This window comes from Treponema vincentii F0403 (assembly GCF_000412995.1).
In the GTDB taxonomy this organism is placed as follows: Bacteria; Spirochaetota; Spirochaetia; order Treponematales; family Treponemataceae; genus Treponema; species Treponema vincentii.
Window position 1 is genome coordinate 1,469,681 of the sequence record NZ_KE332512.1, and the last position, 26,379, is coordinate 1,496,059.

At 46.5% G+C, this 26,379-nt stretch carries 21 protein-coding genes; 11 read left to right on the forward strand and 10 right to left on the reverse strand.

Annotated features, from left to right (window positions below; all coding sequences use genetic code 11):
- The first annotated feature begins 17 nt into the window (after positions 1-17).
- The 3 genes from HMPREF1222_RS13285 to HMPREF1222_RS06475 all read left to right on the forward strand — a co-directional run bounded on the left by HMPREF1222_RS13285 (position 18) and on the right by HMPREF1222_RS06475 (position 5,283).
- On the forward strand, positions 18-125 hold the full coding sequence (locus HMPREF1222_RS13285; protein WP_081636900.1) for a type II toxin-antitoxin system YoeB family toxin: 108 nt from the start codon (positions 18-20) through the stop codon (positions 123-125).
- A 40-nt stretch (positions 126-165) separates the two neighbouring features.
- Positions 166-2,388: a DEAD/DEAH box helicase gene (locus tag HMPREF1222_RS06470; protein ID WP_016518720.1), complete on the forward strand. Its 2,223-nt coding sequence runs from the start codon at positions 166-168 to the stop codon at positions 2,386-2,388.
- Between the two features lie 489 nt (positions 2,389-2,877).
- Positions 2,878-5,283, forward strand: a complete 2,406-nt coding sequence (locus tag HMPREF1222_RS06475) for a helix-hairpin-helix domain-containing protein (RefSeq protein ID WP_016518721.1) — start codon at positions 2,878-2,880, stop codon at positions 5,281-5,283.
- Positions 5,284-5,385: 102 nt separating this feature from the next.
- Here the strand turns inward: HMPREF1222_RS06475 and HMPREF1222_RS06480 are convergent, their stop codons facing one another.
- Positions 5,386-5,796, reverse strand: coding sequence for a hypothetical protein (locus tag HMPREF1222_RS06480; RefSeq protein WP_016518722.1), 411 nt, complete (start codon positions 5,794-5,796; stop codon positions 5,386-5,388).
- A gap of 288 nt (positions 5,797-6,084) precedes the next feature.
- Between HMPREF1222_RS06480 and gltX the strand changes: the two genes are divergently transcribed.
- From gltX to HMPREF1222_RS06495, 3 genes are all read left to right on the forward strand, one after another.
- Entirely contained in the window at positions 6,085-7,608 is a 1,524-nt protein-coding gene (gltX, locus tag HMPREF1222_RS06485; RefSeq protein ID WP_016518723.1) for a glutamate--tRNA ligase, read from the forward strand.
- A 42-nt stretch (positions 7,609-7,650) separates the two neighbouring features.
- Positions 7,651-9,003: a glycine--tRNA ligase gene (locus HMPREF1222_RS06490; protein ID WP_016518724.1), complete on the forward strand. Its 1,353-nt coding sequence runs from the start codon at positions 7,651-7,653 to the stop codon at positions 9,001-9,003.
- An 88-nt stretch (positions 9,004-9,091) separates the two neighbouring features.
- Positions 9,092-10,114: a CDP-alcohol phosphatidyltransferase family protein gene (locus tag HMPREF1222_RS06495; RefSeq protein ID WP_016518725.1), complete on the forward strand. Its 1,023-nt coding sequence runs from the start codon at positions 9,092-9,094 to the stop codon at positions 10,112-10,114.
- Here HMPREF1222_RS06495 and HMPREF1222_RS06500 read toward each other — a convergent pair.
- From HMPREF1222_RS06500 to HMPREF1222_RS06530, 7 genes are all read right to left on the reverse strand, one after another.
- The gene (locus tag HMPREF1222_RS06500) at positions 10,071-10,829 is read right to left on the reverse strand and encodes a glycerophosphodiester phosphodiesterase (RefSeq protein WP_016518726.1); all 759 of its coding nucleotides are present in this window, start codon (positions 10,827-10,829) and stop codon (positions 10,071-10,073) included. The two genes, HMPREF1222_RS06495 and HMPREF1222_RS06500, sit on opposite strands and share 44 nt — an antisense overlap.
- Positions 10,830-10,899: 70 nt before the next feature.
- Positions 10,900-11,193, reverse strand: a complete 294-nt coding sequence (locus tag HMPREF1222_RS13145; protein WP_016518727.1) for a hypothetical protein — start codon at positions 11,191-11,193, stop codon at positions 10,900-10,902.
- Positions 11,186-12,085: a cache domain-containing protein gene (locus tag HMPREF1222_RS06510; RefSeq protein ID WP_016518728.1), complete on the reverse strand. Its 900-nt coding sequence runs from the start codon at positions 12,083-12,085 to the stop codon at positions 11,186-11,188. The genes HMPREF1222_RS13145 and HMPREF1222_RS06510 overlap by 8 nt, the downstream gene beginning before the upstream one ends.
- Before the next feature lie 125 nt (positions 12,086-12,210).
- Positions 12,211-12,900 (reverse strand): hypothetical protein, encoded by a 690-nt coding sequence (locus HMPREF1222_RS06515; protein WP_016518729.1) that lies wholly within the window; start codon positions 12,898-12,900, stop codon positions 12,211-12,213.
- Between the two features lie 4 nt (positions 12,901-12,904).
- Positions 12,905-14,074 (reverse strand): DUF8084 family protein, encoded by a 1,170-nt coding sequence (locus HMPREF1222_RS06520; protein ID WP_006187690.1) that lies wholly within the window; start codon positions 14,072-14,074, stop codon positions 12,905-12,907.
- 88 nt (positions 14,075-14,162) lie between these two features.
- Positions 14,163-17,489, reverse strand: coding sequence for a tetratricopeptide repeat protein (locus HMPREF1222_RS06525; RefSeq protein ID WP_016518730.1), 3,327 nt, complete (start codon positions 17,487-17,489; stop codon positions 14,163-14,165).
- Positions 17,482-18,222 carry a tetratricopeptide repeat protein gene (locus tag HMPREF1222_RS06530; protein ID WP_016518731.1) on the reverse strand — a complete coding sequence of 247 codons (741 nt, stop codon included), beginning with the start codon at positions 18,220-18,222 and terminating at the stop codon, positions 17,482-17,484. Before HMPREF1222_RS06530 ends, HMPREF1222_RS06525 begins: the two co-directional genes overlap by 8 nt.
- 34 nt (positions 18,223-18,256) lie before the next feature.
- On the opposite strand from HMPREF1222_RS06530, the gene HMPREF1222_RS06535 reads away from it, so the two are divergent.
- From HMPREF1222_RS06535 to HMPREF1222_RS06545, 3 genes are all read left to right on the forward strand, one after another.
- Complete coding sequence (locus HMPREF1222_RS06535; protein ID WP_016518732.1) at positions 18,257-19,627, forward strand: tetratricopeptide repeat protein; 1,371 nt, start codon at positions 18,257-18,259, stop codon at positions 19,625-19,627.
- Position 19,628: 1 nt separating this feature from the next.
- Positions 19,629-20,324, forward strand: coding sequence for a metallophosphoesterase (locus HMPREF1222_RS06540; protein WP_006187686.1), 696 nt, complete (start codon positions 19,629-19,631; stop codon positions 20,322-20,324).
- A 92-nt stretch (positions 20,325-20,416) separates the two neighbouring features.
- Complete coding sequence (locus HMPREF1222_RS06545) at positions 20,417-21,472, forward strand: ribonucleotide-diphosphate reductase subunit beta (RefSeq protein WP_016518733.1); 1,056 nt, start codon at positions 20,417-20,419, stop codon at positions 21,470-21,472.
- A 127-nt stretch (positions 21,473-21,599) separates the two neighbouring features.
- Here the strand turns inward: HMPREF1222_RS06545 and HMPREF1222_RS06550 are convergent, their stop codons facing one another.
- Both HMPREF1222_RS06550 and HMPREF1222_RS06555 read right to left on the reverse strand, forming a co-directional pair.
- On the reverse strand, positions 21,600-23,063 hold the full coding sequence (locus HMPREF1222_RS06550) for a hypothetical protein (RefSeq protein WP_016518734.1): 1,464 nt from the start codon (positions 23,061-23,063) through the stop codon (positions 21,600-21,602).
- Between the two features lie 267 nt (positions 23,064-23,330).
- A complete protein-coding gene (locus tag HMPREF1222_RS06555; RefSeq protein ID WP_016518735.1) occupies positions 23,331-23,870 on the reverse strand; it encodes a flavin reductase in 540 nt (179 codons plus the stop codon).
- Positions 23,871-24,060: 190 nt separating this feature from the next.
- On the opposite strand from HMPREF1222_RS06555, the gene HMPREF1222_RS06560 reads away from it, so the two are divergent.
- Together HMPREF1222_RS06560 and HMPREF1222_RS06565 are read left to right on the forward strand one after the other, a co-directional pair.
- Positions 24,061-25,539 (forward strand): C69 family dipeptidase, encoded by a 1,479-nt coding sequence (locus tag HMPREF1222_RS06560; RefSeq protein WP_016518736.1) that lies wholly within the window; start codon positions 24,061-24,063, stop codon positions 25,537-25,539.
- Positions 25,540-25,920: 381 nt separating this feature from the next.
- On the forward strand, positions 25,921-26,133 hold the full coding sequence (locus tag HMPREF1222_RS06565) for a GNAT family N-acetyltransferase (RefSeq protein ID WP_244870127.1): 213 nt from the start codon (positions 25,921-25,923) through the stop codon (positions 26,131-26,133).
- Positions 26,134-26,379: the final 246 nt, after the last annotated feature.

The window sequence follows — 26,379 nt, forward strand, 5'->3', positions numbered from 1 at the left end:
GAAGACTTTTATAGAGGATATCCCAACACCTCAGCCGTAGGATTGATGAAGAAAATAGACTTGTGTATGCTGTTGAGGAAAAGCTTGTTTTACCGATCTCCTGCCGCGGACACTACAAGGCGTAATAGCATGCAGGTGTTTCACACTCGATAATAAGGAACCGCAATGGATATTTTTAATCGATACGCACCCTTTATACAGGATTATATTTACCGCTCCGGCTGGCAAACGCTCCGGGCTGTGCAGAATGCGGCGGGTGATGCCATCTTCAATACAGACAAGAATGTGCTTTTGACGGCATCTACGGCATCCGGTAAAACCGAAGCGGCGTTCTTTCCTATTTTGAGCCTTTTGTACGAAGAGCCGTCTGCTTCGGTGGGCGTGCTGTACATTGCGCCGCTCAAGGCTCTCATCAATGATCAGTTCGGGCGGCTGAATGAGCTCTGCGAAGAAGCGGGTATCGCCGTAACGCGCTGGCATGGGGATGCGCCGCAGAGCCAAAAGCGAAAACTGCTCCGTAAGCCGTCGGGGATTTTGCAGATTACCCCCGAATCGCTGGAAGCACTGATGATTACTAAGCACAGCGAAATACCGTCGCTTTTCTACGATTTGCGCTTTATCGTCATAGACGAGATCCATTCGCTGTTGCGGGCAGACCGCGGCGGGCAAACCTTCTGCCTCATCGAACGGCTGTGCCGGACGGCTGGCTGTAATCCACGGCGGGTCGGTCTGTCCGCCACGATCGGCAATCCCCAAGAGGCGGGGCTCTTTCTTGCTGCGGGCAGCGGACGGGAGACGGTTATTCCCAAATGCGACGGCGGCAAAGAGGTGTGGCGGCTTTCTATGGAACATTTTTTCAACACGGAGCCGCAAGCTGACGAGGGTAAGCCTATCACCGTAGAGGCGCTTACCGTGGAAGCCGCTACGGATACCGCTCCCAAAGCGGCGGATCCGGGCATGGGCTATATCTTTGAACACACGCGCGGCAGAAAATGCCTTGTGTTTACCAATTCCCGCGAAGAATGCGAGTCCGTTTGCCAACATCTCCGGCAATACTGCGAGGCAAACCGGGAACCCGACCGTTTTTTGATCCATCACGGGAATCTTTCCGCTTCGTACCGGGAAAGCGCGGAAGAAGAAATGAAGGATGACGACTCGCTCATCAGCGTATGTGCAACTGCGACGTTGGAGCTGGGTATCGATATCGGCAAGCTGGAACGGGCATTTCAGATTGATGCCCCGTTTACCGTCTCCGGCTTTTTACAGCGCATGGGACGTACCGGTCGGCGTGGTAACCCTTCGGAAATGTGGTTTGTCATGCGGGAAGACCATCCCGAAGCGCGGGCTCTGCTGCCGGAGATGATCCCGTGGTATCTTATCCAAGGGATTGCGCTCGTCCAGCTGTATATCGAAGAGCGCTTTGTGGAACCGCCGCGCACGGAAAGGCTGCCGTTTTCCCTGCTCTATCACCAAACGATGAGCACGCTTGCCTCCTGCGGTGAGATGACGCCGGGTGAGCTTGCCTCCCGCGTGCTGCCGCTTTCCGCCTTCCGCCGCATCAGCCAAGATGACTTCCGTATCTTGCTGAGACACCTTATCGAAATTGATCATATCAACCGCACGGAAAACGGCGGGTTGATTGTCGGGCTTGCCGGAGAGCGGATTGTCAACAATTATAAGTTCTACGCGGTGTTCCAAGAAAACATCGAATACACCGTGCGCTCCGGCTCCGAAGAGCTCGGTACGATTGTCAAGCCGCCGCCCGCCGGCGAGAAAATCGCGATTGCAGGCAGGGTGTGGGTGGTGGACGAGGTTGACCACCAACGCCGCGAGGTATACTGCACCCTCGTTAAAGGGAATATCCCTGCATACTTCGGCGATGTAGCGGGCGACATACACACACGCGTTTTAGAGCGGATGCACCGTGTCCTTACCGAACAAAAAAGCTACCCGTACCTGATGCGCCATGCCGTGTGCCGCCTGCAAGAAGCGCGGAACACCTTCAGCAAGGCGGGCATGGACAGCCGTCCGCTCATCCACCTCGGCGGCAATATGTGGGCGCTTTTCCCTCAGCTGGGAACATACTCCTTTATTGCGCTGGAACGCTTCCTCAAGCTCCGCTGCGGACGGCGGCTGGGACTCAAGGGATTGAGCCCGTCCCGCCCGTATTACCTGCAATTTACCATGCAGGCAAGCGAGCAAGACTTTTACCGCATTATCACCGAAGAAGCCGCACAAGACTTTGACCCGCTGGAGCTGGTATACGAAAGAGAAGTCCCCGTCTTTGACAAATACGACGAGTACGTACCGGCGGAGCTGGTGCGTAAAGGATTTGCGTTAGGGGTGCTGGATGTTGTCACTATGAAGCATCGCCTCATGTCCTTTTGAAAATATACGGCGCATCTACGCCAAAAGTGTACATCCTTGTACACTTTTGGCTACGAGTTTCGGCAAAGCCGAAACATCGCTTCTCTGACAGGATGTCAGTGGTTCCAAGCAATATCGAGTTTTTCGTATGAAAAACTCGAAGCTAAAAAATGTACATGGAGGTATATTTTTTAGCGATGGCATCCATGCCGCTACTGAAAGACCGTCCTCGACGTATCAGTACCGCCACGGATGCTGCTGGTTCCATGCAGTAACGAGTTTAGACGTAAGGCTAAACTCGCAGGTAAAAATGTACATGGTTGTACATTTTTACCGTGTCTCCGGTTGGAATTTTGTGGCGCCTTGTATCTGTACTGTCTCTTTCAAAAGGCTTACGGAACAGCCTCACTATTTTGCGGGGGGTATACACCCAACTGTCTGATGCGTTTACCCGAATCTCCTGTTTTCGTCCTCTTTAAAAAAAAGTAAAAATCCGCTATACTCGCGCGCATGGAATTAACGCAAGAGTTTATTGACGGCCTCACGGTAAACGAGGTCGACATTATGAAGAAGGTTGCGGAAGAACTGAATATCAGGATGCAGCAGGTCTCCGCAGTTATCACATTGGTCAACGAGGGATGTACCATTCCCTTTATTTCCCGGTATCGTAAAGAAATGCACGGTTCACTCGACGAGGTGCAGGTTCGGGATTCCGATAAATTGTTTAGATCGTACGTCAATTTGGAAACACGGCGGCTGGAAATTGTGCGGGGTGTATTTGCGGCGGGGAAACTGACCGAGCTGCTCTACGACAACATTATGAAGGCGTCGACTTTGACGGAACTTGAAGATATTTGGGCGCCCTTTAAAAAGAAGAAAAAGACCCGCGGTATGCTGGCTGTTGAGCGCGGTTTGCAGGGCTTAGCCGATTTAATGAAGGAATTGGAAGAAGCGGAACTGGTAAAACGGGCGGAAGCGTTTGTTAAAACCGATTGCGAAGATGAAACGCTGAATGTGCCGACGGTAGAGGATGCGCTTGCGGGAGCTGCCGATATTATTGCAGAAGAAACAGCACAGGACACCGAAAACCGGAAGGCAGTGCACGACTTCTTTATGGCAACCGGTATGTTTGAGGTAAAAGGCATCGGAGATGAAGAAGCCCAGAAAACCTCCGTGTATCAGATGTACTGGGATTATTCCGAGGCGCTCAACCAGATTAAGCCGCACCGGGTGCTTGCCATCAACCGCGGAGAGCGCGAAGGTGTTTTGGAAGTAAAAATCGATGTTGATGTAGACGAAGCGGTTGCACGAGTACAGAGCCGTTCGGTACAGCACAATAAATACCACAGCGAAGCGATTGCAGACGGGGTTGTGCGGCTGCTCAGCCCCGCAGTCCTGCGCGAAATCCGCAGCAACTTAGGCGAAGACGCCGACAACCACGGCATTACTATTTTTAGCGAAAACTTAAAACACCTCTTGATGACGCAGCCGATTAAGGGCACCCGCGTGCTCGGCGTAGACCCCGGTATCAGAACCGGAACCAAATGCGCCGCCCTCGACGAAACCGGCAAGTACCTCGGCTCCTTTGTGATTTACCAGCACAAAGCGGAGGAGGCAAAAGCAGCGCTCCTCAAAGCGGTTAAGGACTATAAGGTTCAGCTGATTGCAGTGGGCAACGGAACAGGCTCCCACGAGGTGCAGGAAATCGTTTCCGATATTATTAAAACGCATTGTCCCGACGTACTTTTCACCGTGGTGGATGAGGACGGAGCCTCCGTGTATTCCGCAGGAGATGTAGCCCGCGAAGAATTCCCCGATTTGGACTTAACCATCCGCGGCGCTATCTCCATCGGGCGGCGCTTGCAGGATCCCCTTGCGGAGCTGGTCAAAATCGACCCGAAATCTATCGGCGTCGGGCTCTATCAGCATGACTTAAACCAAAAGAAACTTTCGGAAGAGCTTGATACGGTTGTCGGTTCGGTTGTAAACAACGTCGGTGTTAATTTGAACACCGCAAGCGCCTCGCTTTTAAAATACGTGTCAGGCATTACGAGCGGCTTGGCGAAAAAGATTGTCAGTTACCGCGAACAGACCGGTATCTTTACCGACCGGGAGCAGCTCCACAACGTCAGCGGCTTGGGACCGAAAACCTTTGAACAGTGCGCAGGCTTTTTGAAAATACCGGAGAGCGCCAATCCGCTGGATAACTCGTGGGTGCACCCCGAAAACTACCCTGCAGCGGAGGTTATCTATCAGATTGTCCGCAAGAACGAGCCGATAACCAAAGAGGTGCGGATGGAGCTGCAGGAAAAGTACCAGATCGGCGAACAAACGGTCAGCGATATTATCGAGGAACTGAAAAAGCCGAACCGCGACCCTCGTGAAGACTGCCCCAAGCCGATTATGCAGCAGGGCGTCCTCTTGTTTGAAGACCTCAAACTCGGCATGGCGGTAAAAGGGAAGATTAAGAACGTTGTGGATTTCGGCGCCTTTGTCGACCTCGGTATTAAGGAAACCGCCCTGCTGCACATTTCCGAAATGAGCGACAGCTTTGTGTCCGATCCGCTCGAGGCGGTAAAGGTCGGTGATATTGTCGAGTGCCGCATTATTGCGCTTGACGAAGCGCGCCGCCGTATTTCACTCAGCAGAAAAAGCGAAAGCGGAGTGCAGGGTAAGCTGACCGCAAAGCAAAAAGCGGACGTGAAAAAGATTACTATCAAGACCAAGGACGGAAAAACCGTTGCGGTTAAGACAAGCGGCGGCAAACCTGCCGTACAGGGTGAAAAGCATTTAAGTTCCCGCGGAGAGCGGCAGCCTGCAGTCCGTTCGGAAAGGCGCGTCGCGGAATCTCGACCCCGCAAGGATGATGACGGCACCAAGTATAATCCGTTTGCGGCATTCTTTAATAAGAAGTAAGACAAAAAAAATCCCGATAAAAGGTACCTCTTTTATCGGGATTGGTTCATTGAATGCTCGTACCCTTTAGGTATCTAATAGGTACGAATGCAATAGATAACCTTAATGAGCAGCATCTGCAATTTCTTTTTCAGTAGGAGTGGTAACTTTCTGCAGTTCTACCTCTGCATTGCTTGGTATACCTGTAATGCCTACTGGCTTTACTGTCATCTTCTCGCCCTTTAATGTATATGGGCTGACGTTGCTTCCGATAGTTATGTTTTTGTTATCGATAGTGTAAGTCCCCAATTTTACAGCAGTTAAGCCTAGCAGTTTTGTTGCCTGGTATGCATTACCATCGGAATGGAAGCAAAGGTATGTCTCACCGGGTATAGGAATACTTACTCCTGCGGCAGTTATTTTTTCCATCTTCCACACGGAACCTTTTGCCGGCTTACTTCCGCATCCCGTTACCATCATCACTGCACCGAACAGTACAACACACAGAGCCAATGCTGAAACAATCTTTTTCATTGTCCCCTCCTTAAAAGTAATATAGTCACCGGAAATTGCATATACTAATACGCTATGCAGCTTTTGCGATAGAGGCTATACAGCTGTAAAATGCAGATACAATTCACGCAGTAACCTGTCTTCTATGGTATCTCTCCTTCTTCAAAAATCAAGAGCAAAAACATATTTTGTTCCGATTTTGACGGAAAACACGAAAAGCAAGCGAAAAAATTCCCCTTGCTTAAAAGGATAAAACTTTCTATAATAAAACATTCTTATTTTCTTAAAAAATGGTTAGGAGAAAAAAATATGGAAACTCGAAGCCGTTATGCCCCGTCTCCGACAGGATTACAGCACATTGGCGGAGTACGTACTGCGTTATTTAATTATCTTTTTTCCCGCGCAACCGGCGGAAAATTCATCTTACGCATAGAAGATACCGATCAAACCCGCTATGCAGCCGAATACGAAACCAATCTGTACGATACCCTTGACTGGCTTGGAATTGACTGGGATGAAGGCGGCCCCCGCGGAGGCCCTTATGCACCCTATATTCAATCCCAACGCTCCGAAATATACCGCGAGTATGCTGATAAACTGGTTAAAAGCGGTCATGCGTATTACTGCTTTTGCGACGAAGAACGGCTTGAACGCATCAGAAAAATCCAAACCATGAATAAAATGCCCCCGGGATATGACCGGCACTGCCGCAATTTAACGCAGGAAGAAATCGATGCGAATATCGCGGCGGGAAAACCGTACGTTATCCGGCTGAAAGTGCCGCTTGAAGGAACAACGGTATTCCATGATGTTCTCCTCGGTACCATTGAATGGAAAAACGAAGACATCAACCCCGACCCTATCTTGCTGAAAAGCGACGGTTTCCCTACCTATCACTTGGCAAATGTTGTCGACGATCATTTAATGAAGATTACGCACGTCATGCGCGCCCAAGAATGGGTTCCTTCTACTCCGATGCACGTATTGATGTATCAGGCTTTCGGATGGGAACATCCCGATTTTTGCCATTTGCCGATGGTTATGGGAAACGACGGACATAAGCTTTCAAAGCGGCACGGCGCTACCAGCTGTAACGAATTCCGGAACAACGGCTATTTAAAAGAAGCAATCATCAATTATGTTGCGATGCTCGGCTGTTCGTATGAAGAAGGCCGGGATATGTTCTCTTTGCAAGAACTGGGCGAACGGTTTAAGCCGGAACACATCAACAAAGCTCCGGCAATTTTCGACTACAAAAAACTGGAATGGTTCAACGGCCAATATATGCGGCTTAAAACCGATGAAGAGCTTTTTGAACTTACATGGCCGTTCATCGCAAACTCAGGCATGTTCGGCGAACAGGATCCAAAAGCCCGGGAAGCGGCAGGATTGCGCTTTGCCGACCAAACTTTGCTTAAACCTACCGAGGAGCAAAAGTCAACGCTGATGAAGGTAATGCCGCTCATTAAAGAACGGCTGCACTTTTTGACGGAAGCACCGCAGATGGTGCGTTTCCTTTTTGAAGAACCGGCCGTTCCGCCCGTAGAGGAAATTATCCCTAAAAAACTGGATGCGGAAAAAACAAAGGCTGTGTTGGAAAAGGCAAAAACCGTGCTGCCTTCGATTGCACACCTTGACGAACATGCTGCAAGCGAAGTGTTCCGTGCAGAAGCGGAAGCTATGGGTGTTAAGCTGGGCGACTTTATGATGCCGATGCGTATGGCAATTACCGGCAGCCGTGTAAGTCCGCCGCTCGTCGGTTCGATCCAGATATTAGGCATTGACCGCTCTATTGCCCGTATCGAAAAAACTTTGAAAGAACGGTTCGCATAATAACCTACAGCACTTTACATAGCAAAAAGAGGAGCTTACAAAATGGAAGATCACAAAATTTCAATGGAAAAAATTGTCAGTCTGTGTAAAAGGCGCGGCTTTGTATTCCAGTCGTCTGAAATTTACGGAGGCCAGAACGGCGCGTGGGATTACGGCCCGCTCGGAATTGAATTAAAAAACAACATCGCCCGCGCATGGTGGAAGGAAATGACCCAGCTGCACAACTCAATTGTCGGTATCGACGCCGCAATTTTGATGCACCCGCGGGTATGGGAGGCTTCGGGACACGTAGAAAACTTTACCGATCCTCTGGTTGACTGCAAAAAGTGTAAAGCCCGTTTCCGCGCCGATCAAATCGACCCGGAAAAATTGGCAAAAAAAGAGTGTCCCGACTGCGGCGGAGAGCTCACCGATGTACGGAAGTTCAACCTCATGTTCAAAACCCACATCGGGCCGACGGATGATAACAGCAGTCTCATCTACTTACGCCCCGAAACCGCTCAGGGTATCTATGTGAACTATAAAAACGTTGCGCAGTCCAACCGTATGAAGATTCCCTTCGGCATTGCACAGATCGGAAAGGCATTCCGAAACGAAATCGTAACGAAGAATTTTATCTTCCGCACCTGCGAGTTCGAGCAGATGGAAATGCAGTTTTTCGTAAAGCCCGGCACCGATGACGAATGGTTTAACTACTGGCGCGAACAGCGGTGGGCATTTTACAAAAAGCACGGTGTGCGGATGGATAAACTCCGCTGGCATCGGCACGGTCCGGATGAACTGGCTCACTATGCAAAAGATGCCTACGACATCGAATACGAATTCCCGATGGGCTTTAAAGAGCTTGAAGGGGTGCATAACCGCACGAATTTTGACCTTACCCGTCATACCGAATTCTCCGGTAAGGATATGCAGTACATCGATCAGGATAACGGCAACGAGCGGTATATTCCGTATATTATCGAAACCTCTGCCGGCCTAACCCGCAACCTCTTGATGTTCCTCTGCGATGCGTATGAAGAACAAAAGGTCGCCGATAAGGGCAACGACGATGACTGGCGCACCGTACTGCACTTCCATCCGGTTATTGCCCCTATTACCGTAGCGGTGCTCCCGCTGATGAAAAAAGACGGCCTCGCAGAGCTCGCTCAAGACATCCAAGCGGAATTACGCGAAGACTTCCGTACCGACTACGACCAAGCGGGAGCAATCGGCAAGCGGTACCGCCGTCAAGATGAGGCGGGAACCCCGTTCTGCATTACTGTCGATTACGACAGCAAAGAGGACGGCACCGTTACCCTACGCTTCCGCGATTCTATGGAGCAGGTACGCGTTCCCCGTGCAGAACTTGCAAATCGGATTAGAACCGAAATAAAAAATTACACAAGAACATAAAACGATTTTCTCCCGTATGTACTGACTTGCTTTATCCTTAAAGCTGTCCGAACAATACGGGAGGAATCCGTGCTGTGCGGAGTTTTTAATGTCTGAATATTCATATACTGCAAATGATGAATCTCTATTAACGCCGGTATTGTATAAATACTTTGTCGACCCGCTTGTGAAGGTATTGCCGTATCGTCTGCCGGCGAATATTATTACGCTTATTTCTTTCGGTTTTGTTGTTATTGCTTTCAGTATCGCTGCCCACGGCTATCAGGTTCAACGGTACGATTTTTGGTGGGCAATTCCGATACTTGCTTTTTTCTATATTGTCGGCGATTGCTCAGACGGAAAACAGGCACGGAAAACAGGTACCGGTTCCCCGCTCGGTGAGTACTTCGACCATTTCTTGGACTGTTTTGTAACCGGTCTTTTAATGGGCATTTTGATGATTTCTTTCAGGGTAACAAAACCGGTTGTTATTACCATAGGGTTCTTCAATCTATATACAGGGCAGATCGGAAGTTTTTGGGAACGCTATAAGCGGCGTGTTATGAGTTTCGGGAAATTGAGCACCAGTGAGGGGATTATTACTATCGGCTTGACATCGTGGCTTATGTCAATACCGCCGATTCACAATGCGGCAAATACGATTCTGCTCTTCAATATAACAGCCGGAGAAACTCTGATTATCGTGATCATGCTGGGTGCAACGGTTTCTGCAATCCACTCATTTATCCGTGCACATATCATTTCTTTCCGCATGATTGCTCATCTTGTATTGTCATGTGCCGTTACCTATACTGCTGCATATCTCTATGGGAATAACAATATGGTATATATCACGCTTATCGTAAGCTTCTACAACGTATTTTTCCTTGCATCGCTTTTAGCGGCAACAAATCTAAATAAGCGCGAATGTTTGCCGGACATTATTGTTCCTCTTTCGTTTGTGTTATTCTTTTTTATCCCTGCTTATACTTCGCTTATTCAATATTTGCAAATTGCATATTTGGCAGTGCGGGTCAGCATAAAATTCGGCGCATTTGTCAGAATAAACCGGCAGTATTGGTATTGGATTAATCCGTCTCCACCCGCTGAAGATCTTTCAGCAACGCGGTAATCTTGTCCGGGTAGTCGGTGATAAGGCTGTCTACCCCCATTTCAATCAACTGCCGGTAATCGCATTGAATGCTGCCGAACCACGGATTGATACGGACACCGGCATTATGCAAAGCTGCAACCAGTTTGGGCGTTACACAGTAGGCAGACGGATGGTAGCATTCAATGCCGAGCTCCCGTACATACAGTTCAGGCCGGATTTGCCAGCTGTCTACCAATAATCCGCATACGACTGCAGAATCGATTTGCTTCATTCGCAGTACGCTTTCGTGATTAAAAGAGGACACGATACAGCGATCGATTAAGCCGTACTCCTTCATCAGCCGATACACAACTTCTTCGATTCCTTCATACACAAAGACACCCGTTTTTAATTCGATATTTGAAATAATATCCGGCTGCTCCGCCATATATTCAAAATATTCGCGTAATGAAGGAATCGGTGCAAAATCTACTGTTTCGGGATGCGGCTTTGCAGCATTCAGCGCTTTTAATTCACGGTAGGTTTTTTGCCCGACTAAACCTGTACCGTCCGTCGTCCGGTCAACCGTTTCATCGTGAATAATCACTGCTTCCCCATCTTTTGAAAGATGGACATCAAATTCGATGCCGTCACAACCGGCTTCTACCGCTTTCTTAAATGCAAGCATAGTATTTTCGGGATACCTGCTGCGGAATCCTCTATGTGCAATATTGAGCATATCTTTTCTTAGCATAAAAGAATTATAGCATAGAGGCTTTAATGATGTATACCGTTTAGGTTCGAGCTATGCATTGCCTGCAAGATTATATTTTAAACTTCCCAACTTCCTCTGCCAGATGCGCAATGCTGGTTGCATTTTGCGCGGTAATACAAGTTGCCTCTTCTACGGCAGATGTAATTTGTTTCGCGCCCGATGCTATTTCGGTCATGCTGTCCGTTGTCTCTTGAGTGATTACCGCAAGTTTTTTCATCTCTTCGGCAATTTGTTCGCCGCCTTCCAGCATTTCTTCCGATGCCGATTTTACACCCTGTGTTACTGCGGTGATTGTTTTAATTGCCGACAATATTTGCGTACCGTTTTCTTCCTGTTCACGCATAAGATTTACAATGGAATCTTCTTTTTCCGAAATCCGTAAGTTTCCATCCTAACTCAGGAAGCGAAAATAGATACGCTTTTCTATTTTTTCCATCCAATGTAATAGCTGTGGAGCCTTCTTTTTTTTGAACGATTTCTGAGAAAGCTATATCGATATCCCTTAGATTCTTAGAATTGAATGCACTATGGGTTGCATCTGCTAAAATCATTCCGTCATCTTGCACGAGCATACAATATCCCGTCGTTCCTATTTTGACACTACTGATAAACGATGTCAAATCCGTTAAATTGATATCAACTCCAATACAACCGAGCAATGCACCATTACTGTCTTTTATAGCCTTTGCCACCGCTACAACGGGAGTACCGTCTGTTGCAATATATACCGGTGTGATAACTATATCTCCGTTTGCTTCTGCGGCCTGTTTATACCATGATCTTTGCCGGGGATCGTATCCTCTACTCTCTTCTTGAGTCCATGAACTTGCCGCGCCGCCCCATCGGGTGCCCATATAGATTTCCTGAAATTCATCGAAGCTTCGTTCTATTGCTCTAAAAAGCGTTACAATTTCCTGTTCGGCTTTTCCGGTATGTGTATATATTATTCCCGATTTTTGCGCGTCTGTCGTATAATTGTAAATGGTTTCATCAGCACCCAATACGGCAGGATGCGAAGCAAGCATGGTAACAACGTTTTCGCCTTTTTGAATGAGGAGTTTGATCGATTTTTCGATGTTGAAAAATTGTTGTGCGGTAAATTCATTGAATTGTACGGTATTTCTTTTATAAAGTTCATAGCCGACAATGGCACAGATAACACCGATAATAGAAATAATCGTTATGGTAATTGCCCGTAGAAGTCTAAACTGAATTGAAGAAGCTCGTGTTGCCATAGTGTTCCTTTAAAGGTATATACTACCGTTAACAATATCGTCAATTTATATTATGAGTATTAGAGCAACTGATAGCGAATATATAATTTAGGATTATTAGCGGATCCTTTTGCGTCCGATGTATTTTACGGCAACGGAATAGGTGTACTTAAAAAACCGATAGATTGGTCGGCATTTTCTCCAAAGCACTGGATATACCGTGCATCAGTCGGTTTATTTTGAAGCGTTTGGAGATACCCCGTTTGCCGGCCGGTATCGTCGATTTGCAGTTGATATACGGTAAGCGGCTGCAAATCTGCGCTTAGCATAATCAATAAAAAAGATGAACACGCCACCCTATCGATTATTTGTACTGTCCACTGTTCAAATTCCAACGTAAATTCAAACGGCAAAGCGGTTATTATCTGCGGCGGCTGGAGAGAAAATGCCGTTTCGACTTTATTCCCGCCTAAGTCGGAAGCGGTGAACGTGTATTGCCCTGCAGGAAAAAAATGCCGAGGATATTTGAACTTATTTGAACCAACCCATTGCACATTTTTTGAATACCCCGCTTCCTGTAAAAAAACAGTATTTTCACGGTGAAGCGGCCATTCAAGTCCGGTCGCATCTTCACGCAGTGTTAATTCTTTGTAGTCATTCCTGCCGTCATCGTCTTCCAGCAGCATAAAAGCTGCCAGCCGCTCAGTTAATCTACCTTGCCGGTCATAGCTGTATATCCGCTGTTTCTTTGCAAGCACAACGGATGGTGTATTAAAAGAACACGCAGAAAACAATAAAAAGGCTGATAGAAAACAGATAAAACAACGGTGCTTCATCAGGCTAAAACATAAAGGAAAGATTGACAACGGTCAAATCGGCAGCGGCTCTGTTTGCGCTTGATTCAAAATGAACGTTTCTACTTTCGCATTGCTCTATAAGGTAAGAAATATAATACATACCAAGACTGCATATATCCGATCCTTCCGGCAGCGCGCGGTAAAAATCAATGAGCGAATTTTTATTAATATCCGCTTTTTTCATATCGTTTATACTTGCTTTTATTGCTTCCGAAGAGCTTGCTTTTTCTTTGTTATACAGCGAGATTTGCATTTTGCCCTGGGTGCCGATTGAAGTAGTACTTCCTCCTCCGATTTTCCACGAAACGAAAACTTTTTCTTCCTTCCGTTTCAATTCGGAAATAAGCAATTGGCGGACTTTCGGGTCAAAAAGGGCATCTTGCGGATCCTCGATATTAGGGAACAAAAGCTTCGCCTCATTCCGCATATTCATGTTTTCCGCGCTTAAAATAAGTTCCATCAGTACCAACGATATATATTCGGCAATTTTTGTTTTATCGATATATTCGTTAAGGCTTGTACGGATTGTCCGTATGATGAGGTCAAAATTCGGAGCGGATTTAAATTTAGTAATGATAAACCAAATAAACGGCCGCAGATTATTAAGAAATTTCTCACTCAAGAAAAGCTTCATATTTTTATCTGCAGGGGATAGGTCTTCCTTGCTGATAAAAGTATACAGCGGCGCAAGGATTTCCTTTTTCGTCTTATAAATGAGGTCTTCGTTTTTCTTTAAAATTGCCGCTAAATACTGCTGATTGATGTGCGTTTTTTCATCAATAATATTTGCAGGGTTGAGTCTGTTCCATTTCTTTATTACCGGAGAAGCCAAGATCTGTTTGAATATGAACATATCGTACTGCCGGTATAAGAGCGAGAAAACAATCAATTTTGATAGATCCATAATCTCTTGGCGTAACGAAACCAGTTCCGACTGCGAAATTTCAATCTTTGAAATATAATTTGCCAGGATAAGGCGCTGAATATTGTCGGGCACAAAGGAATCCAAAGAAATTCCAGACTCTTCAACATTTCCGGCTAGAGTAAACCGCAGCAGTTTTTTATTTTGTTTGATAAAGAAAGTTGAACCTTCCTGTGTTAATACTAACTTAATAGGAAGATTTAATAACCGTTTCTTTTCTACTGATGCCATAATTCTTATCCTCGTCTTAAAGATACTACCAAACTCGTCAAGTGTCCAATAGGTGTGCTAAAAAATCACTCTTGTTTTTAACGGTTCCCTAAAGATTAACCAATAATTTTCTCACTTCCGCCGCATTACGGTAATTCGGTCTTTGTTTAAGTAATTGTTCGAAAATTGCTTTTGCCTCCGCTTTGTTATCCAAACTAATATACACTTTTCCCAGCTCATAGTAACTATCCCATGCCTGCGGATTCATTTTGATAAGAGCCTGATAGGTATCGCGCGCATTTTCTTTTAATCCGGCAGATAGATAAACCGCTGCAAGATTTTGGCGGGCGTCGACATCTTTCGGCATAATTTTTATCGCATTGGTATAATAGTCAATCGCTTTTCCGTACTGTTTTTTTAAGCCGTAGAGTTTACCTAAGTTCATGTTCACTTCAAAGTTAGATGATTCCGCCCGATATCCTGCCAAGAGATGCTGCTCCGCGCTGTCAAGATGGCCGGCTTCAAGCTGAATGCGTCCGAGATTAATGCGGGGTTTGCCGTATTTCCCGTCTGCGGCAATTGCGCGCGTGTAGTAATCTTCGGCCTCATGCAGCCGATTGCTTTTTTCGAGCGCTAATCCATACGTGTATAAAAACCGGGCGTCTTTATCATTAGAAGCTAGAGCTTTTTGCGCATTCTGTAAAGCTTCCGCAGTCTTATTGAGTTCCAGCTGTACCGAAGCGAGGTTATAGTAGGTTACCGGATCGGTATCGCCGAGTGCCAACGCTTCTTTAAAATACCGCTCGGCCTGCGCGGCGTTCTTTTGTTTGGAGTACACTTGCGCCATCTCTTTTAAAGCCGATGTATTTGACGGTTCCAACGCCAGCGCCTTTTGATAATTGCTTATCGCTTCGCCGTAGTTGCGTTTTTTATCTTGCACACGTGCTATTTCTATCCACGCACGGACATAATCGGGTTTTAACGCCGCTGCTTTTGAAAAAGCCGTGAGGGCGGCATCATTTGCATTCATAATCTTATGCGTAATACCGAGATTGAAAAAGGCCGCCTCGAATTGAGGGTTCGATTTTACCGCCTGTTCAAAACAGCTGCGAGCCTGCGGATATTTTTTTTGCTCAAAATATTTTCTGCCCAGCTCATAATTATATTGAGCATTTTGGGGATCAAACCGGCGGGCAGCCTCCAATTCCTGCACTGTAAGCGCCGTGTTATTTTGGGAATCCGCTATTTGAGCGTATATATAATGAGATTTTGCATCATCGTTTTTAGACGCTATGGATTTTTTAATATAGTCGGCGGCGTCCTTTAAAGATTGCTCTTTATGAGTAGGTGCGGTTTTTGCAAATCCCTGCAAAACGTCCGCCATTTCCCGATATTGTTCCGCCGCAAATACGGCATCGCCGTCCGGCATCTGTGCAGCGGCCTTATTGAAGGCTCTTTGGGCTTCCGCAAAATTACCGGTTTCCGCGGCTTTTTTCCCTTGCTGTACAAGCGTATCGACTTCCCGTTTTTTAGCAAGCAGCTCCGCTTGCACCTTTTTTGCAGCCTCTGCTTCGGCAGCGGCGCGGGCTTGAGCGGCAGCCACCTGTGCATTTGCCGCGTTTCCGTTATTTGCCGTACCGGCCGTATTATTTTGTTGCCGTGCGGCATCCGCTTGCGTTTGCCGTGCAGCCGAGCCGCTCTGTTGTGCCGTTTGCGGTTTTGCAGCGGTGTTTGTTTGATTTGCCGACTGCGCTTCCGTAATTCTTGCAGCCAAGGCCTGCGACTCGGCGGTATTCTTTGCGGCGAGCGCTTTCTTTATATATTCATCGGCCTTGTTTAAGGCGCTCGCTTTTGTCTGCTTGTCTGCCGAATTTTCAGCCAAGTTGAACATCGCATCGGCCATTTTTCGGTAGGATTCTTCCGCAAAATCATTATCATTAGGCATAAAGCGCCCTGCTCTATCTAAAGCGAGGATTGCGTTATTCAGCTGCTTCCTTTGTGCCGCGGCAGTCCCCTGAGCTATGAGGTTTTCTACTTGCTTATGAGCAGCCGTTTTAGGCTGCTTTTGCTGCTCTTCGGCTTTCTTTTGCGCCGCAGCTTGCGCGGCTTGTTCCTGCTGTTTTCGCTGTCCTTCGGCTTTCTTTTGCGCTGCGGCTTGAGCGGCTTGTTCCTGCGGCTTACGTTGTCCTTCGGCTTTCTTTTGTGCCGCAGCTTGCGCGGCCTGCTCTTGCTGCTTCCGCTGCGCTTCCGCTCTCGCTTGCGCAAGTCGCTCTTGTTCTTTCCGTGCATCCAGTATCTTGGCGTAAAGATTCCGCGCGTTGGAGCTGGTTTGAGTCGCGAGCGCCTCTTTAATATAGCTTTCGGCCTTATTCAACGCGGTATTCACGTCATTAGGATTTGAAAGATGCTGTGCTAGATTGAGCATTGCATCGGCCATTTCGCTATATGAATCGCTTGCAAACTGTTTATTATCCGGCATTGCGGCGGCCGCTTTGTCGAAGGCGGACACGGCGTTATTTAGCTGCCGCCTGTTTACGGCATTTTTTCCCTGCCCGATGAGTTCGACCACTTGCCTCCGTTGCTGTTCCGCCTGTTCTTCCTTGCGGGCGCGGTCGGCAGCCTGCTGTTGTGCTAACAGCGTCTCTTGCCGTTTTGTCTCGGCCGCTTTTCGGTTTTCAGCTATAATCGTGCTATAGAGTTCTCGGGCGTCTGCATTATCGCGGACTGCAAGCGATTTTTTTATATACCGCTCCGCCTCGTCTCTGACGGTTTGGGCTGTCTGTGCATTGGGCACCGTTTTTGACAATAAAAAGAGCGAGGATGCTATATCTTGATACGAGGCAGCTTCAAAATCTTTATCGTCGGGCATTGCTTCACCGGCCTGTTCAAAGGCGGCAAGCGCATTAGCCGGTTGATTTTTTTGAGCGGCACTTTTTCCTTGTACAATATAGTCGCGGACTCTATTACGGCTTTCCTCAAGCTTCTGGTTTTCGGTAGTTTGCACCGCTGCCCGTTCCTGTGTTCCGCGATTGAGTGCGAGGGCATCATTCCCGAATACTCCCGGATAGCCGGAATCCGTTCCGGCGGTGGTTTGTTCATTTCGGAAACCCTGCTGATTTTGTGCACCGTTTCCATCTTGGCCGCCGTATTGCTTTGCAAGGCTTTCATTTGCAGCCTGAGCTGCCAAAAGTCGTTCTTGCTGCTCCGGAGTAAGCTCAGCATCGTCATTTTCTAAGCTGAAAGAGCCGTTATTCCCTAAAATATCGGAAGAGCGGCCCGAAGCGGTTCCTATAGCGCTGCCGTCCAGCTCGGTTCTTGAAATCGGCACATTGTTTGTTGAGCCTCTGCCGGAAAGAAGGGAGTATCCGCCCCAAATTAAAAGACACAGTACAATACCGGCTGCCGTCCCTATTAAATATTTATACAAATCATTCAAGATTATAATCCTCCGAATAGTCGAGCGTTTCGTCCGAACCGGCAGAAAGGGAAGATGCGTTGTCTACCGATTGCAAATTGGCATTTATTTCGTCCTGCAGTTTTCTATACCGATCTTCCGCTGCCCGTTGTTCCGCTTCTTCCGCAAGTTTCTGAGCTTCCGCTTGCATCCGAACTATTTCGGCCTCCCGCTGTTCCGCTTCCAAAAGCGATACCATACGCTGAATTGCTTGCCTTTGTGAAGAGGCCGGCTCAAGATTTAAATAAAATTTGTAATCTTCCAGCGCTTGGGGATATTGCTCCAATTTAATATATGTATTGGCTCTATTCAACACTGCGGGGGGATATGCTCGGCGCACTGCCAGCGCTGCGGTATACGCCTCTTCCGCCTCCGTAAACCTGCTTTGTAAAAAATAGATATTCCCCAAATTATATGAGTACAGATACGAACCACCGGCATCTTTACTTTTACCGGCCAACAGCTGCTGTTCGGCTTCCGCATATTTACCGAGGCTGATATAGCATACCCCTAAATACAGATTAATTTTAGGATCGTTCTGTCCTTCCGATGCCGCCTTATAGAAAAGCGGCACTGCCTTATCCGGCTGATTATTCAGCAGAAACTTTTTGCCTTGCGTTAGAGCATCTTCCGTAAAGCCTAATGCAGCGGCAAGTATTAGATAGACAATAATCGGGATTAAGTGCCGAACAACTATGCGGCCAACACGCTTCATTGACATTACCTCTCAAAAATTATACCATAAAATTATGTCTTTGTACCTTATTAGTTTCATTAGCGTTCTCGCTTTTTTCATTCTATTGCTCGCTTTCTTACTGATACGTTCAATAATTTCACCGAAAAAGGCTGCTTCAATAGAAAAATATATCAATGCCGGCAAGTACGCAGCAGCAATTAAACGGGCAAAAGCCATTATAGCAAAAAACCCGCGTGATACAAAAGCCCATTATCTTCTTGGTAAGGCTTATTTGGCCGACGGCCGTGCGGAACTGGCATTGATGGAATTTAAATCAATCAGCAAGGCATCTTTTGAATCAAAAGCCCAAGAAAAAGAATTTCGAAATTTAACGGCGCAGCTGTATGAGCGCTTCCAACAACATACAGAAGCCCTCGCCGAATATGCATTACTGATAAAGCTGGATCCCCAAAATGCGGAATATCACTACGCAATCGGGCAGCTTTTTGAACAACTTAATAAAACCGAACAAGCAATCTTTCATTATCGGCAGGCTATCACCCTTGATCCTAAACATGCTGCAGCCCACGCAGCGCTGGGACTGCTCTTATTCCGCAATAAAATGATGAGCGAGGCAAAACAGGAAATCAGTACGGCGCTTAGGCTTGAACCCGACAATACCACTGCGCTTTACTATCAAGGACGGCTTCTCCGCGAAACAAAGGAATATGCCCAGGCCTTGGCTTCGTTCGAGAAAGCCGCCCGTAATGCGGATTTACGGCAAAAATGCTTTACAGAGCGGGGCTTGTGCTATCTTGATGCAAACAGCCTTGAAAAAGCAGCTTTTGAATTCGACCGTGCACTTAAACTCACAACGGTGAAAAATTCAAATCCCGATACACTCCGGCTCCGCTATGCGGCTGCTTCATGTTACGAAAAAATGAGAGACCTTGACCGCGCTATCGAGCAATGGGAAGCAATTCATGCCGTAGCATCGGGATATAAGGATGTTGCAGATAAACTGAACCAATATCGCGATCTCCGTTCAAATGATTACATGAAGGAATATCTTACCGTCGGAGCGGAACCGTTTCTCAAACTCTGTAAAGCGATTACCGAACAAGCTTTTGCGCTTTCCGTTCAATCCCAAAAAGAGATTAAACAGGGATGCGCCATTATCGCGCTCGAAGATAATTCCGAAAAATGGATGAATGTGCGTAAGCAGCCTAAACTCTTTATCTATTCGCGGGACAGCGACATCATCGGAGATTCTTTTTTACGCTCGCTGCATGAACAGATGAAAGCTCAAGGGTTGGTGCGCGTCGTTGTCATTACTTCCAGCGGCTTTTCTCGGTCGGCATTAAGCTTTGCAGAAAACAGGCCGTTTGAATTGATCGATAAGGACAAATTGGAGTCAATGCTTAAAACAATAAAAGGTATATAGCATGAAGATTCTTTGTGTTTCCGACCAAATCGATCCGCTTGTATACAGCATAAATATTAAAGAGCGGTATCAAGATGTCGATCTTGTGATTTCAGCCGGCGATTTACCGATGGAATACTTGGAGTTTATCGTTTCATCGCTGAATAAACCGCTCTTTTTTGTGTTCGGGAACCATAATCTTAACACATTACCGTATTATCATAAAAACCTTAGAACGGATGCCTCTTTTCAATCAATGGCCGAAGAGCGGTCTGAAGGATACGGCTCTACCTATCTCGGCTTTACCACCCGCCGGGAAGGAGGGGTTCTGTTTGCAGGCGTTTCAGGATGTATCCGGTACAATAGCGATATAGGACAATATACCGAGCGGCAAATGAAGTGGCAATTGCTTGCGCTTGTTCCGCGCCTTATTTACAACAAGCTTAGGTACGGTAGATATGTAGATATTTTTATTGCACACGCTGCGCCGTTCGGCATCCATGACCGACCGGATCCGTGCCATACGGGATTTAAATGCTTTTTATGGTTCATAAAAAAATTTAAACCGCGCTACTTTCTACACGGTCATATTCATCTGTACGATCTGCAGGCTCCGCGGGTAACCGTCTATGAAAACACAACAGTCATTAATGTATTCAGCAACTACCTTTTAGAATTCGACCCTGCACAAATTGCGGAACAGCCTCATGCACAGTGATTTAACAACTCTTATGTTTATAAGTAAAAAAATTGAAATAACCGAAAAAACCAATCTAATCCATATAACATCACACTAATAAGGAGATTATGATGATAAATAATAAAACGGTGCTTGCCCGTAAGAAGCTTTTTAACGAAACAGGCGATATAGAAGTTCATTTGCGGAAAATGATAGGCGGTAATACCACCAACCTCAACGACTTCAACAATATGAAGTATGCGTGGGCAAGCGAATGGTACCGGCAGGCGATGAATAACTTTTGGATACCGGAAGAAATCAATATGAACACCGATGTGCAGGATTACCGCAAGCTGAGCCCGGCGGAAAAAACCGCTTATGATAAAATCCTGTCCTTCCTTATCTTTTTGGATAGTATTCAGACGGCAAACCTGCCGAACGTCGGGCAGTATATCACCGCAAACGAGGTGAATCTCTGTCTTACCATTCAGGCGTTTCAGGAAGCGGTGCATTCGCAAAGCTACAGCTATATGCTCGACACCATCTGCTCCCCCGACGAGCGGACTGCGATCCTTTATCAATGGAAGGATGATGAACATTTGTTAAAACGGAACAAGTTTATCGGCGACTTATACAATGAATTTCAGGATGATAAAAGCGCTCTGGCTCTTTTGAAGGTTGCCGTTGCCAACTATATTTTGGAAGGTGTGTATTTTTATTCCGGTTTTATGTTTTTTTATAACCTCGGCCGAAACAACAAGATGCCCGGATCCGTGCAGGAAATCCGCTACATCAACCGTGACGAAAATACGCACCTGTGGCTGTTCCGCTCGATTATCCATGAGCTGCAAAAGGAAGAACCGCAGCTGTTTACACCGGAAAACAATGAACTGTTCCGCAGTATGATCCGCGAAGGCTGCGAGCAGGAAATTGCGTGGGGACATTACGTGATCGGGGACGACATTCCCGGACTGACCCGCGGCATGGTTACCGACTACATTCAGTACCTCGGCAACCTTCGCTGCGAAAACCTCGGATTTGAACCCTTGTATGAAGGGCACCGCGAAGAGCCCGCCTCGATGAGCTGGGTAAGCCAATACAGCAACGCAAACCTGATTAAAACGGACTTTTTTGAAGCAAAATCCACCGCCTACGCAAAATCTTCCGCGTTAAAGGATGATCTATAGGGATATCACCAATTTTCGATGAACAGACAAGGGCGATTAAAGAGTGGAAAGCAGAACCACTGTAATATAAAGTAAATCTCGCACCAATCCGCCTATGAATCATGCTTTTGGGACAGCCCCGGCAAGGCTAAAACTTACCGCCGCCGAGTTTAAAGCTCAGGTTATAGCCGATGGAACCTTTGGTATGCGCCGAAGGGCTTAGCGGATACGTGAATATCGGGCCTGTACTCATCTGCACAAACTTAAATATCTTCCAGTTGAGGCTCAACGTGGTCATACCTTCAAGTTCGCTGATTGCAAATTGCTGGAATAAATTTGCCGTCAAATCTTCCGTACCGATTTTATTTTGAGCAACGGTAAAAGCGATGTAGTGTTGCCCTCGGTTTCCCATTGCGGTAATATCTCTGTATTGTTGGCGTAAAGAATCGGTAAAATTTTGCTTTTTCAGTGCGGCAGCAGCATTGTCCGTAATGCGGTCGGCGGCTTTCGTGTTCTTATAGCCGAAACCGTTATAGTAATATTGGAGTGCAATGGTTGTGTGCGACTTTTCGTTTGAATAGGAGCCGCCGAGCGTCGCTTGGAAGAAGGGCTTATTCTTTACCGTATAGGACGTCAGTGCCGCATCATCCTTATAATACGTATAATCGCTGCCCCATGCAAACACCCCTTCGGCAAAGACGGCGACTTTACCTGCAATACTACCGGAAAGTGTGGAGATAAGCCGCGGCGCTTTTTCGTAACGGTACCAGCCGCCGATTCCCCACTCCCAGTCGCCGAATACAAACTCCGCCTTTGCAGCTCCCGCCGTATACTGCGGTTTAAAGGTTGTTGTGTCGGGCAGCAGGTACAGCCAAATATTGTACTGCGTATTGGGAATAACGATATGCGTCCGCAGCGATACCGGCCCTTCGCGATCTTCGGTCGGTTTTTCGGGATCTATCCGCGAAATATTGATAACATCCGCCGGACTGTAAAAATAGCCGGTACCCCATTTAACCGTATGTTTCCCGAAACGAAAAAAAGCAATATCCTTCGTCGAAAAATCGGTATACATCTCCCAAATTTTGAAGTTCGGTGAACCGTTTACGCTTACAGGGATATCCGCACCGTTTGGAGGAAGAAGCGATTTAGGTACGGTGAGTGCTCCGTTCAAGCTCTTTTCAAATGGAAACTCGAACAAAAACTTTCCGTACAGCTTTAAATCCTGCACCGGACGTGCGTCAAAAAAGAGATTTGCCCCGATTGTCGGCTGCAGCTGCGCAACGGCAGGATTTAAAAATGCCTCTTTTGGATTGCTTTTCTTTGTGTACGGATCCGTCCACACATATTTAAGCCCCAGTTCGGCATTTAACGAACCGCCGATACGCAATTTGTTGCTTTCAAGTGATAATGATGCAGTATTAAGATCTCCCGTTAAAGAAATGCCCTTTTTTTGAGATTCGGCATTTGCCTGCTCCGGCGTTACAAGCATTTCGGTATCGCTGTCGCTGCCGAAAAGTTCATCTTCAAGGCTGCTGCTTTCAGCCGCTTCCTGCGCAAATCCGGCGCTCAACAGTAGTACCATAAAAACTAATGCACTTATTTTTTTCATATATACCTCTCATGGGGTTAAACGCATCAGGCGATTTCTTTAGCAGCCCCGCAGAAAAATTGAGTCTGCTCGACCAGAGTTGAACCACTTTGCGGTTCAAATGGTCTCGCAGTCTCAATTTTTCTGCGATTTTTATCTACTCTGCCTGATGCGTTTGCCCTTCTTTGAATAAACTGTGCGAAATTTTATTCAAAATTTCGCACAAAAGGGAAGGTAACCTCTTAACAAACGTCTGAGACGGTTACCTTATTATTGTATATCAGTGTTCTATTTGCTGCGAAGGTAGGCGTCGCGGATTTCGCAGAAATAGACGTAGTGAAAATCTTTTTTGGGGTAGCAGTCGATGATAACCTGCGGATCTAAAAACAAATCCATATCGAATTGGCTCCGGTAGAGCTTCCGGCACGATACGGTGAGCACGGCTTCTTCAAATCCGATAACGGTATTGTCATGGTAGACCGGCGTAATCCCTGCACGGGTGGCTTTATCCTCATCCCTACCCGACACGGTACCGCAAATTTTGAGAGCTTCGCGCATTTTTTCATCGGCAGTATCCAAGAAAGACACGCTCAAATAGTCTTCTTCTTCGGCAAATAGGGCGGTATGCCGCTGCGGTCTGATAAATAACGCCGCCATCGGCCGGTTCCATAAATGTCCCATCAGCGCCCACGATGCAGTCATCGTATTCCACTCGCCGCGTTCCGTTCCGTGTCCGGCGCTTACCAGCACGCCGTGTTCCGCCAATGCGGAAAAAGGTTTTATCACCTTGTCTACTAATTCCGGTGTTACTTGCAAAGATTCAAACATACATTCCTCCCATTGACGGCCTATTATATCAAATCTCTCTAAAAAAAACAAAGACTCGTACGGCTGTAGTTTCTTTTGACAGGTGTCAAATCGCATGATATAATCCTTTTCATATTTATTGCCTCTTTTAAGGCAAGTGTGATTTTATCCGGTAGTGTTTGCCGGATTATTTTTTACAGGGAGTACATTTATGAAAAAAATGTGTCTGTTTTTATTGGTTGCCGCAGCCGGAGTATGGGCAGGAATGTCTAATGCCTTCGGCTGTACGGGATTTGTTGCAGGAAAGGATGCAACAGCTGACGGCTTTCGTATCATTGCACGAACGGAAGATTTAAGCGGCGCCCATAACAAAACCTTTAAGGTATATCCGCATCAAAAAAACAGAAAGCCGGTACAGTTTACCGACTCAATCGGCTTTAAAATCGAATTACCGAAAGAAAGCTATCGGTATACGGCAATTTGCGATGCCGAACAATCGGAAGGTATTTACGACGAAGTCGGTTTTAACGAGCATGGCGTCGCAATGAGTGCGACCGTGTCGGCATCTCCGGGAAAAGCCGCGGAAGAAGCCGATCCGCTTGTTGAAAACGGACTTTCGGAAGCGTCCATGACAACGGTTGTGCTTCCGTATATCACCACTGCACGGGAAGGCGTTCAACGTATTGCGGACATCGTAGATAAATACGGCTCTGCGGAAGGAAATGTTATTTTTATCGCAGACGATAAAGAAAGCTGGTACATGGAAATTTATTCCGGTCATCAGTATGCGGCGGTAAAAGTACCCGATGATATGTATGCGGTAGTGCCCAATCACTTTTTGCTCGGATATGTTGATACGGCAAGCAAAGATGTTATCGCCTCAAAGGACTTAATCAATTTAGCTAAAGCAAAAGGCTTTTACAAAGAAGTTGACGGCAAATTCCATGCGGCACTGACTTATGGAGAAGAAATGACCGACTACGACCGTGTACGGCTTTGGGGAGGTCAAAACAAACTGTCGCCGTCCGCTAAGGTCGCTTACGACACCGAATTATTCTCTCTGTGGAGAAAGGCCGATAAGAAGATTACGCTCGAAGATGTCATGGAACTGCAGCGCTACCGCTATGAAGATACCGATAAAAATGCAAACTTACCGGAAAATGCAGGAGTTCGTGCAATCGGTACACCGACTTCTATGGAGTGCCATATTATTCAAATGAAAGATACCTTGCCTAAATCAATCGGCGGGGTGATGTGGATGGCGATGGCAAATGCAGAACATTCGGTGTATCTGCCTTTCTATGGCAACATTACGGACACCTACTCTGCGTATAAAGTAAACAATGAAATGTATACCCCCGATTCGTTTTACTGGCTGATGCGGACTATCAATGTCTTTTCGGCTTTAAACAGGGATATGTACGGAAAAAATGTCCGCAGCTATTGGAAAGCGTATGAGCAAAAGCTGATTAAAGAGCAGAAAGACAAAGATGCTGAAATCGCACGGCTCTATAATCAAAAAGGTGAATCCGCTGCGGCAAAATATGCAACCAAATTAGGAACTGACCAAGCAGCCGATGTGTTTGCAAAAGCACAGAAAATATATACGGAGCTGGTCGGTTTTGCGGCACAGAACGAAGGTAGAACTCCTAAAAAAGCTTTTGAACCGTCTGTAGCAAAAGAAAAATAAAAGTGTATTTTAAGCGACTTAAATATCGCCGCTTAAAAACACACCGAGTTTGCCGTCCGGTAAACATCGCTTATTGACGTGTGCGCTTTTCGCGCACTAATGCAACAGTTTCCAAAGTGCATACTTTGTTCAACTGTTGCATTTTAAGGAAATCAACACCCCCGACGCAAGCGTCGGGGTATTAAAACCTCCGCACGAATAAAATTTCGCACATTTTTCCAGCAAGGGGTAAATGCATCAGGCAAAGTAGATATAAATCGCGGAAAAATTGAGACTGTGAGACCATTTGAACCGCGAAGAGGTTCAACTCTGGTCGAATAGTTTCAATTTTTCCGCGGGGATATAAAAAAATCAGACTGATGCGTTTACCATGGTGCCATATTGGCAGGAAATGACGGAAGACGCGGATATATATACCATACAGCCGTCCATCCGGAATATCGGAGACAACACATAGGTTCTCAACTGATTACAACGGCGATGAATGCCCTAAAACGGCTTGGAATACACAAAGTTGCATTGGTGGTATTTGCTAAAAATAAAAGCGGTAATAACTTTTGGGAAAACGAAGGTATAACTTCGGCAACCAAATAAGGCTGCCTCGTTAACCGATGAGTTTGCCACAAGGCAAACTCACTTATTGACGTGTGCGCTACCGCGCACGAATTGAACAACTTCCAAAGTTGATACTTTGTTCAGTTGTTCAATTTTAAGGAAGGTTTTTCCGCTAGAGACGATTTAGTTTATCGCAATAAAGCGCTTACGGAAATGAAAAGAATAGACACCTAGGACAGCTTTTAATTTAATACAGAATATTTTACAGAACTTCAGTATTTAAAG

Excerpts from the sequence above, each read along its gene's own strand:
- HMPREF1222_RS13145 (WP_016518727.1), bottom strand. The coding sequence starts at position 11,193 with ATGCGTGAACAGGAAGAAAACGGTACGCAAATATTGTCGGCAATTAAA.
- HMPREF1222_RS06490 (WP_016518724.1), top strand. The coding sequence starts at position 7,651 with ATGGAAGATCACAAAATTTCAATGGAAAAAATTGTCAGTCTGTGTAAA.
- HMPREF1222_RS06500 (WP_016518726.1), bottom strand. The coding sequence starts at position 10,829 with ATGCTAAGAAAAGATATGCTCAATATTGCACATAGAGGATTCCGCAGC.
- HMPREF1222_RS06515 (WP_016518729.1), bottom strand. The coding sequence starts at position 12,900 with ATGAAGCACCGTTGTTTTATCTGTTTTCTATCAGCCTTTTTATTGTTT.
- HMPREF1222_RS06495 (WP_016518725.1), top strand. The coding sequence starts at position 9,092 with ATGTCTGAATATTCATATACTGCAAATGATGAATCTCTATTAACGCCG.
- HMPREF1222_RS06560 (WP_016518736.1), top strand. The coding sequence starts at position 24,061 with ATGAAAAAAATGTGTCTGTTTTTATTGGTTGCCGCAGCCGGAGTATGG.
- HMPREF1222_RS06545 (WP_016518733.1), top strand. The coding sequence starts at position 20,417 with ATGATAAATAATAAAACGGTGCTTGCCCGTAAGAAGCTTTTTAACGAA.
- HMPREF1222_RS06520 (WP_006187690.1), bottom strand. The coding sequence starts at position 14,074 with ATGGCATCAGTAGAAAAGAAACGGTTATTAAATCTTCCTATTAAGTTA.
- HMPREF1222_RS06470 (WP_016518720.1), top strand. The coding sequence starts at position 166 with ATGGATATTTTTAATCGATACGCACCCTTTATACAGGATTATATTTAC.
- gltX (WP_016518723.1), top strand. The coding sequence starts at position 6,085 with ATGGAAACTCGAAGCCGTTATGCCCCGTCTCCGACAGGATTACAGCAC.
- HMPREF1222_RS06555 (WP_016518735.1), bottom strand. The coding sequence starts at position 23,870 with ATGTTTGAATCTTTGCAAGTAACACCGGAATTAGTAGACAAGGTGATA.
- HMPREF1222_RS06510 (WP_016518728.1), bottom strand. The coding sequence starts at position 12,085 with ATGGCAACACGAGCTTCTTCAATTCAGTTTAGACTTCTACGGGCAATT.
- HMPREF1222_RS06475 (WP_016518721.1), top strand. The coding sequence starts at position 2,878 with ATGGAATTAACGCAAGAGTTTATTGACGGCCTCACGGTAAACGAGGTC.
- HMPREF1222_RS06535 (WP_016518732.1), top strand. The coding sequence starts at position 18,257 with ATGTCTTTGTACCTTATTAGTTTCATTAGCGTTCTCGCTTTTTTCATT.
- HMPREF1222_RS06540 (WP_006187686.1), top strand. The coding sequence starts at position 19,629 with ATGAAGATTCTTTGTGTTTCCGACCAAATCGATCCGCTTGTATACAGC.
- HMPREF1222_RS06480 (WP_016518722.1), bottom strand. The coding sequence starts at position 5,796 with ATGAAAAAGATTGTTTCAGCATTGGCTCTGTGTGTTGTACTGTTCGGT.
- HMPREF1222_RS06530 (WP_016518731.1), bottom strand. The coding sequence starts at position 18,222 with ATGAAGCGTGTTGGCCGCATAGTTGTTCGGCACTTAATCCCGATTATT.
- HMPREF1222_RS06550 (WP_016518734.1), bottom strand. The coding sequence starts at position 23,063 with ATGAAAAAAATAAGTGCATTAGTTTTTATGGTACTACTGTTGAGCGCC.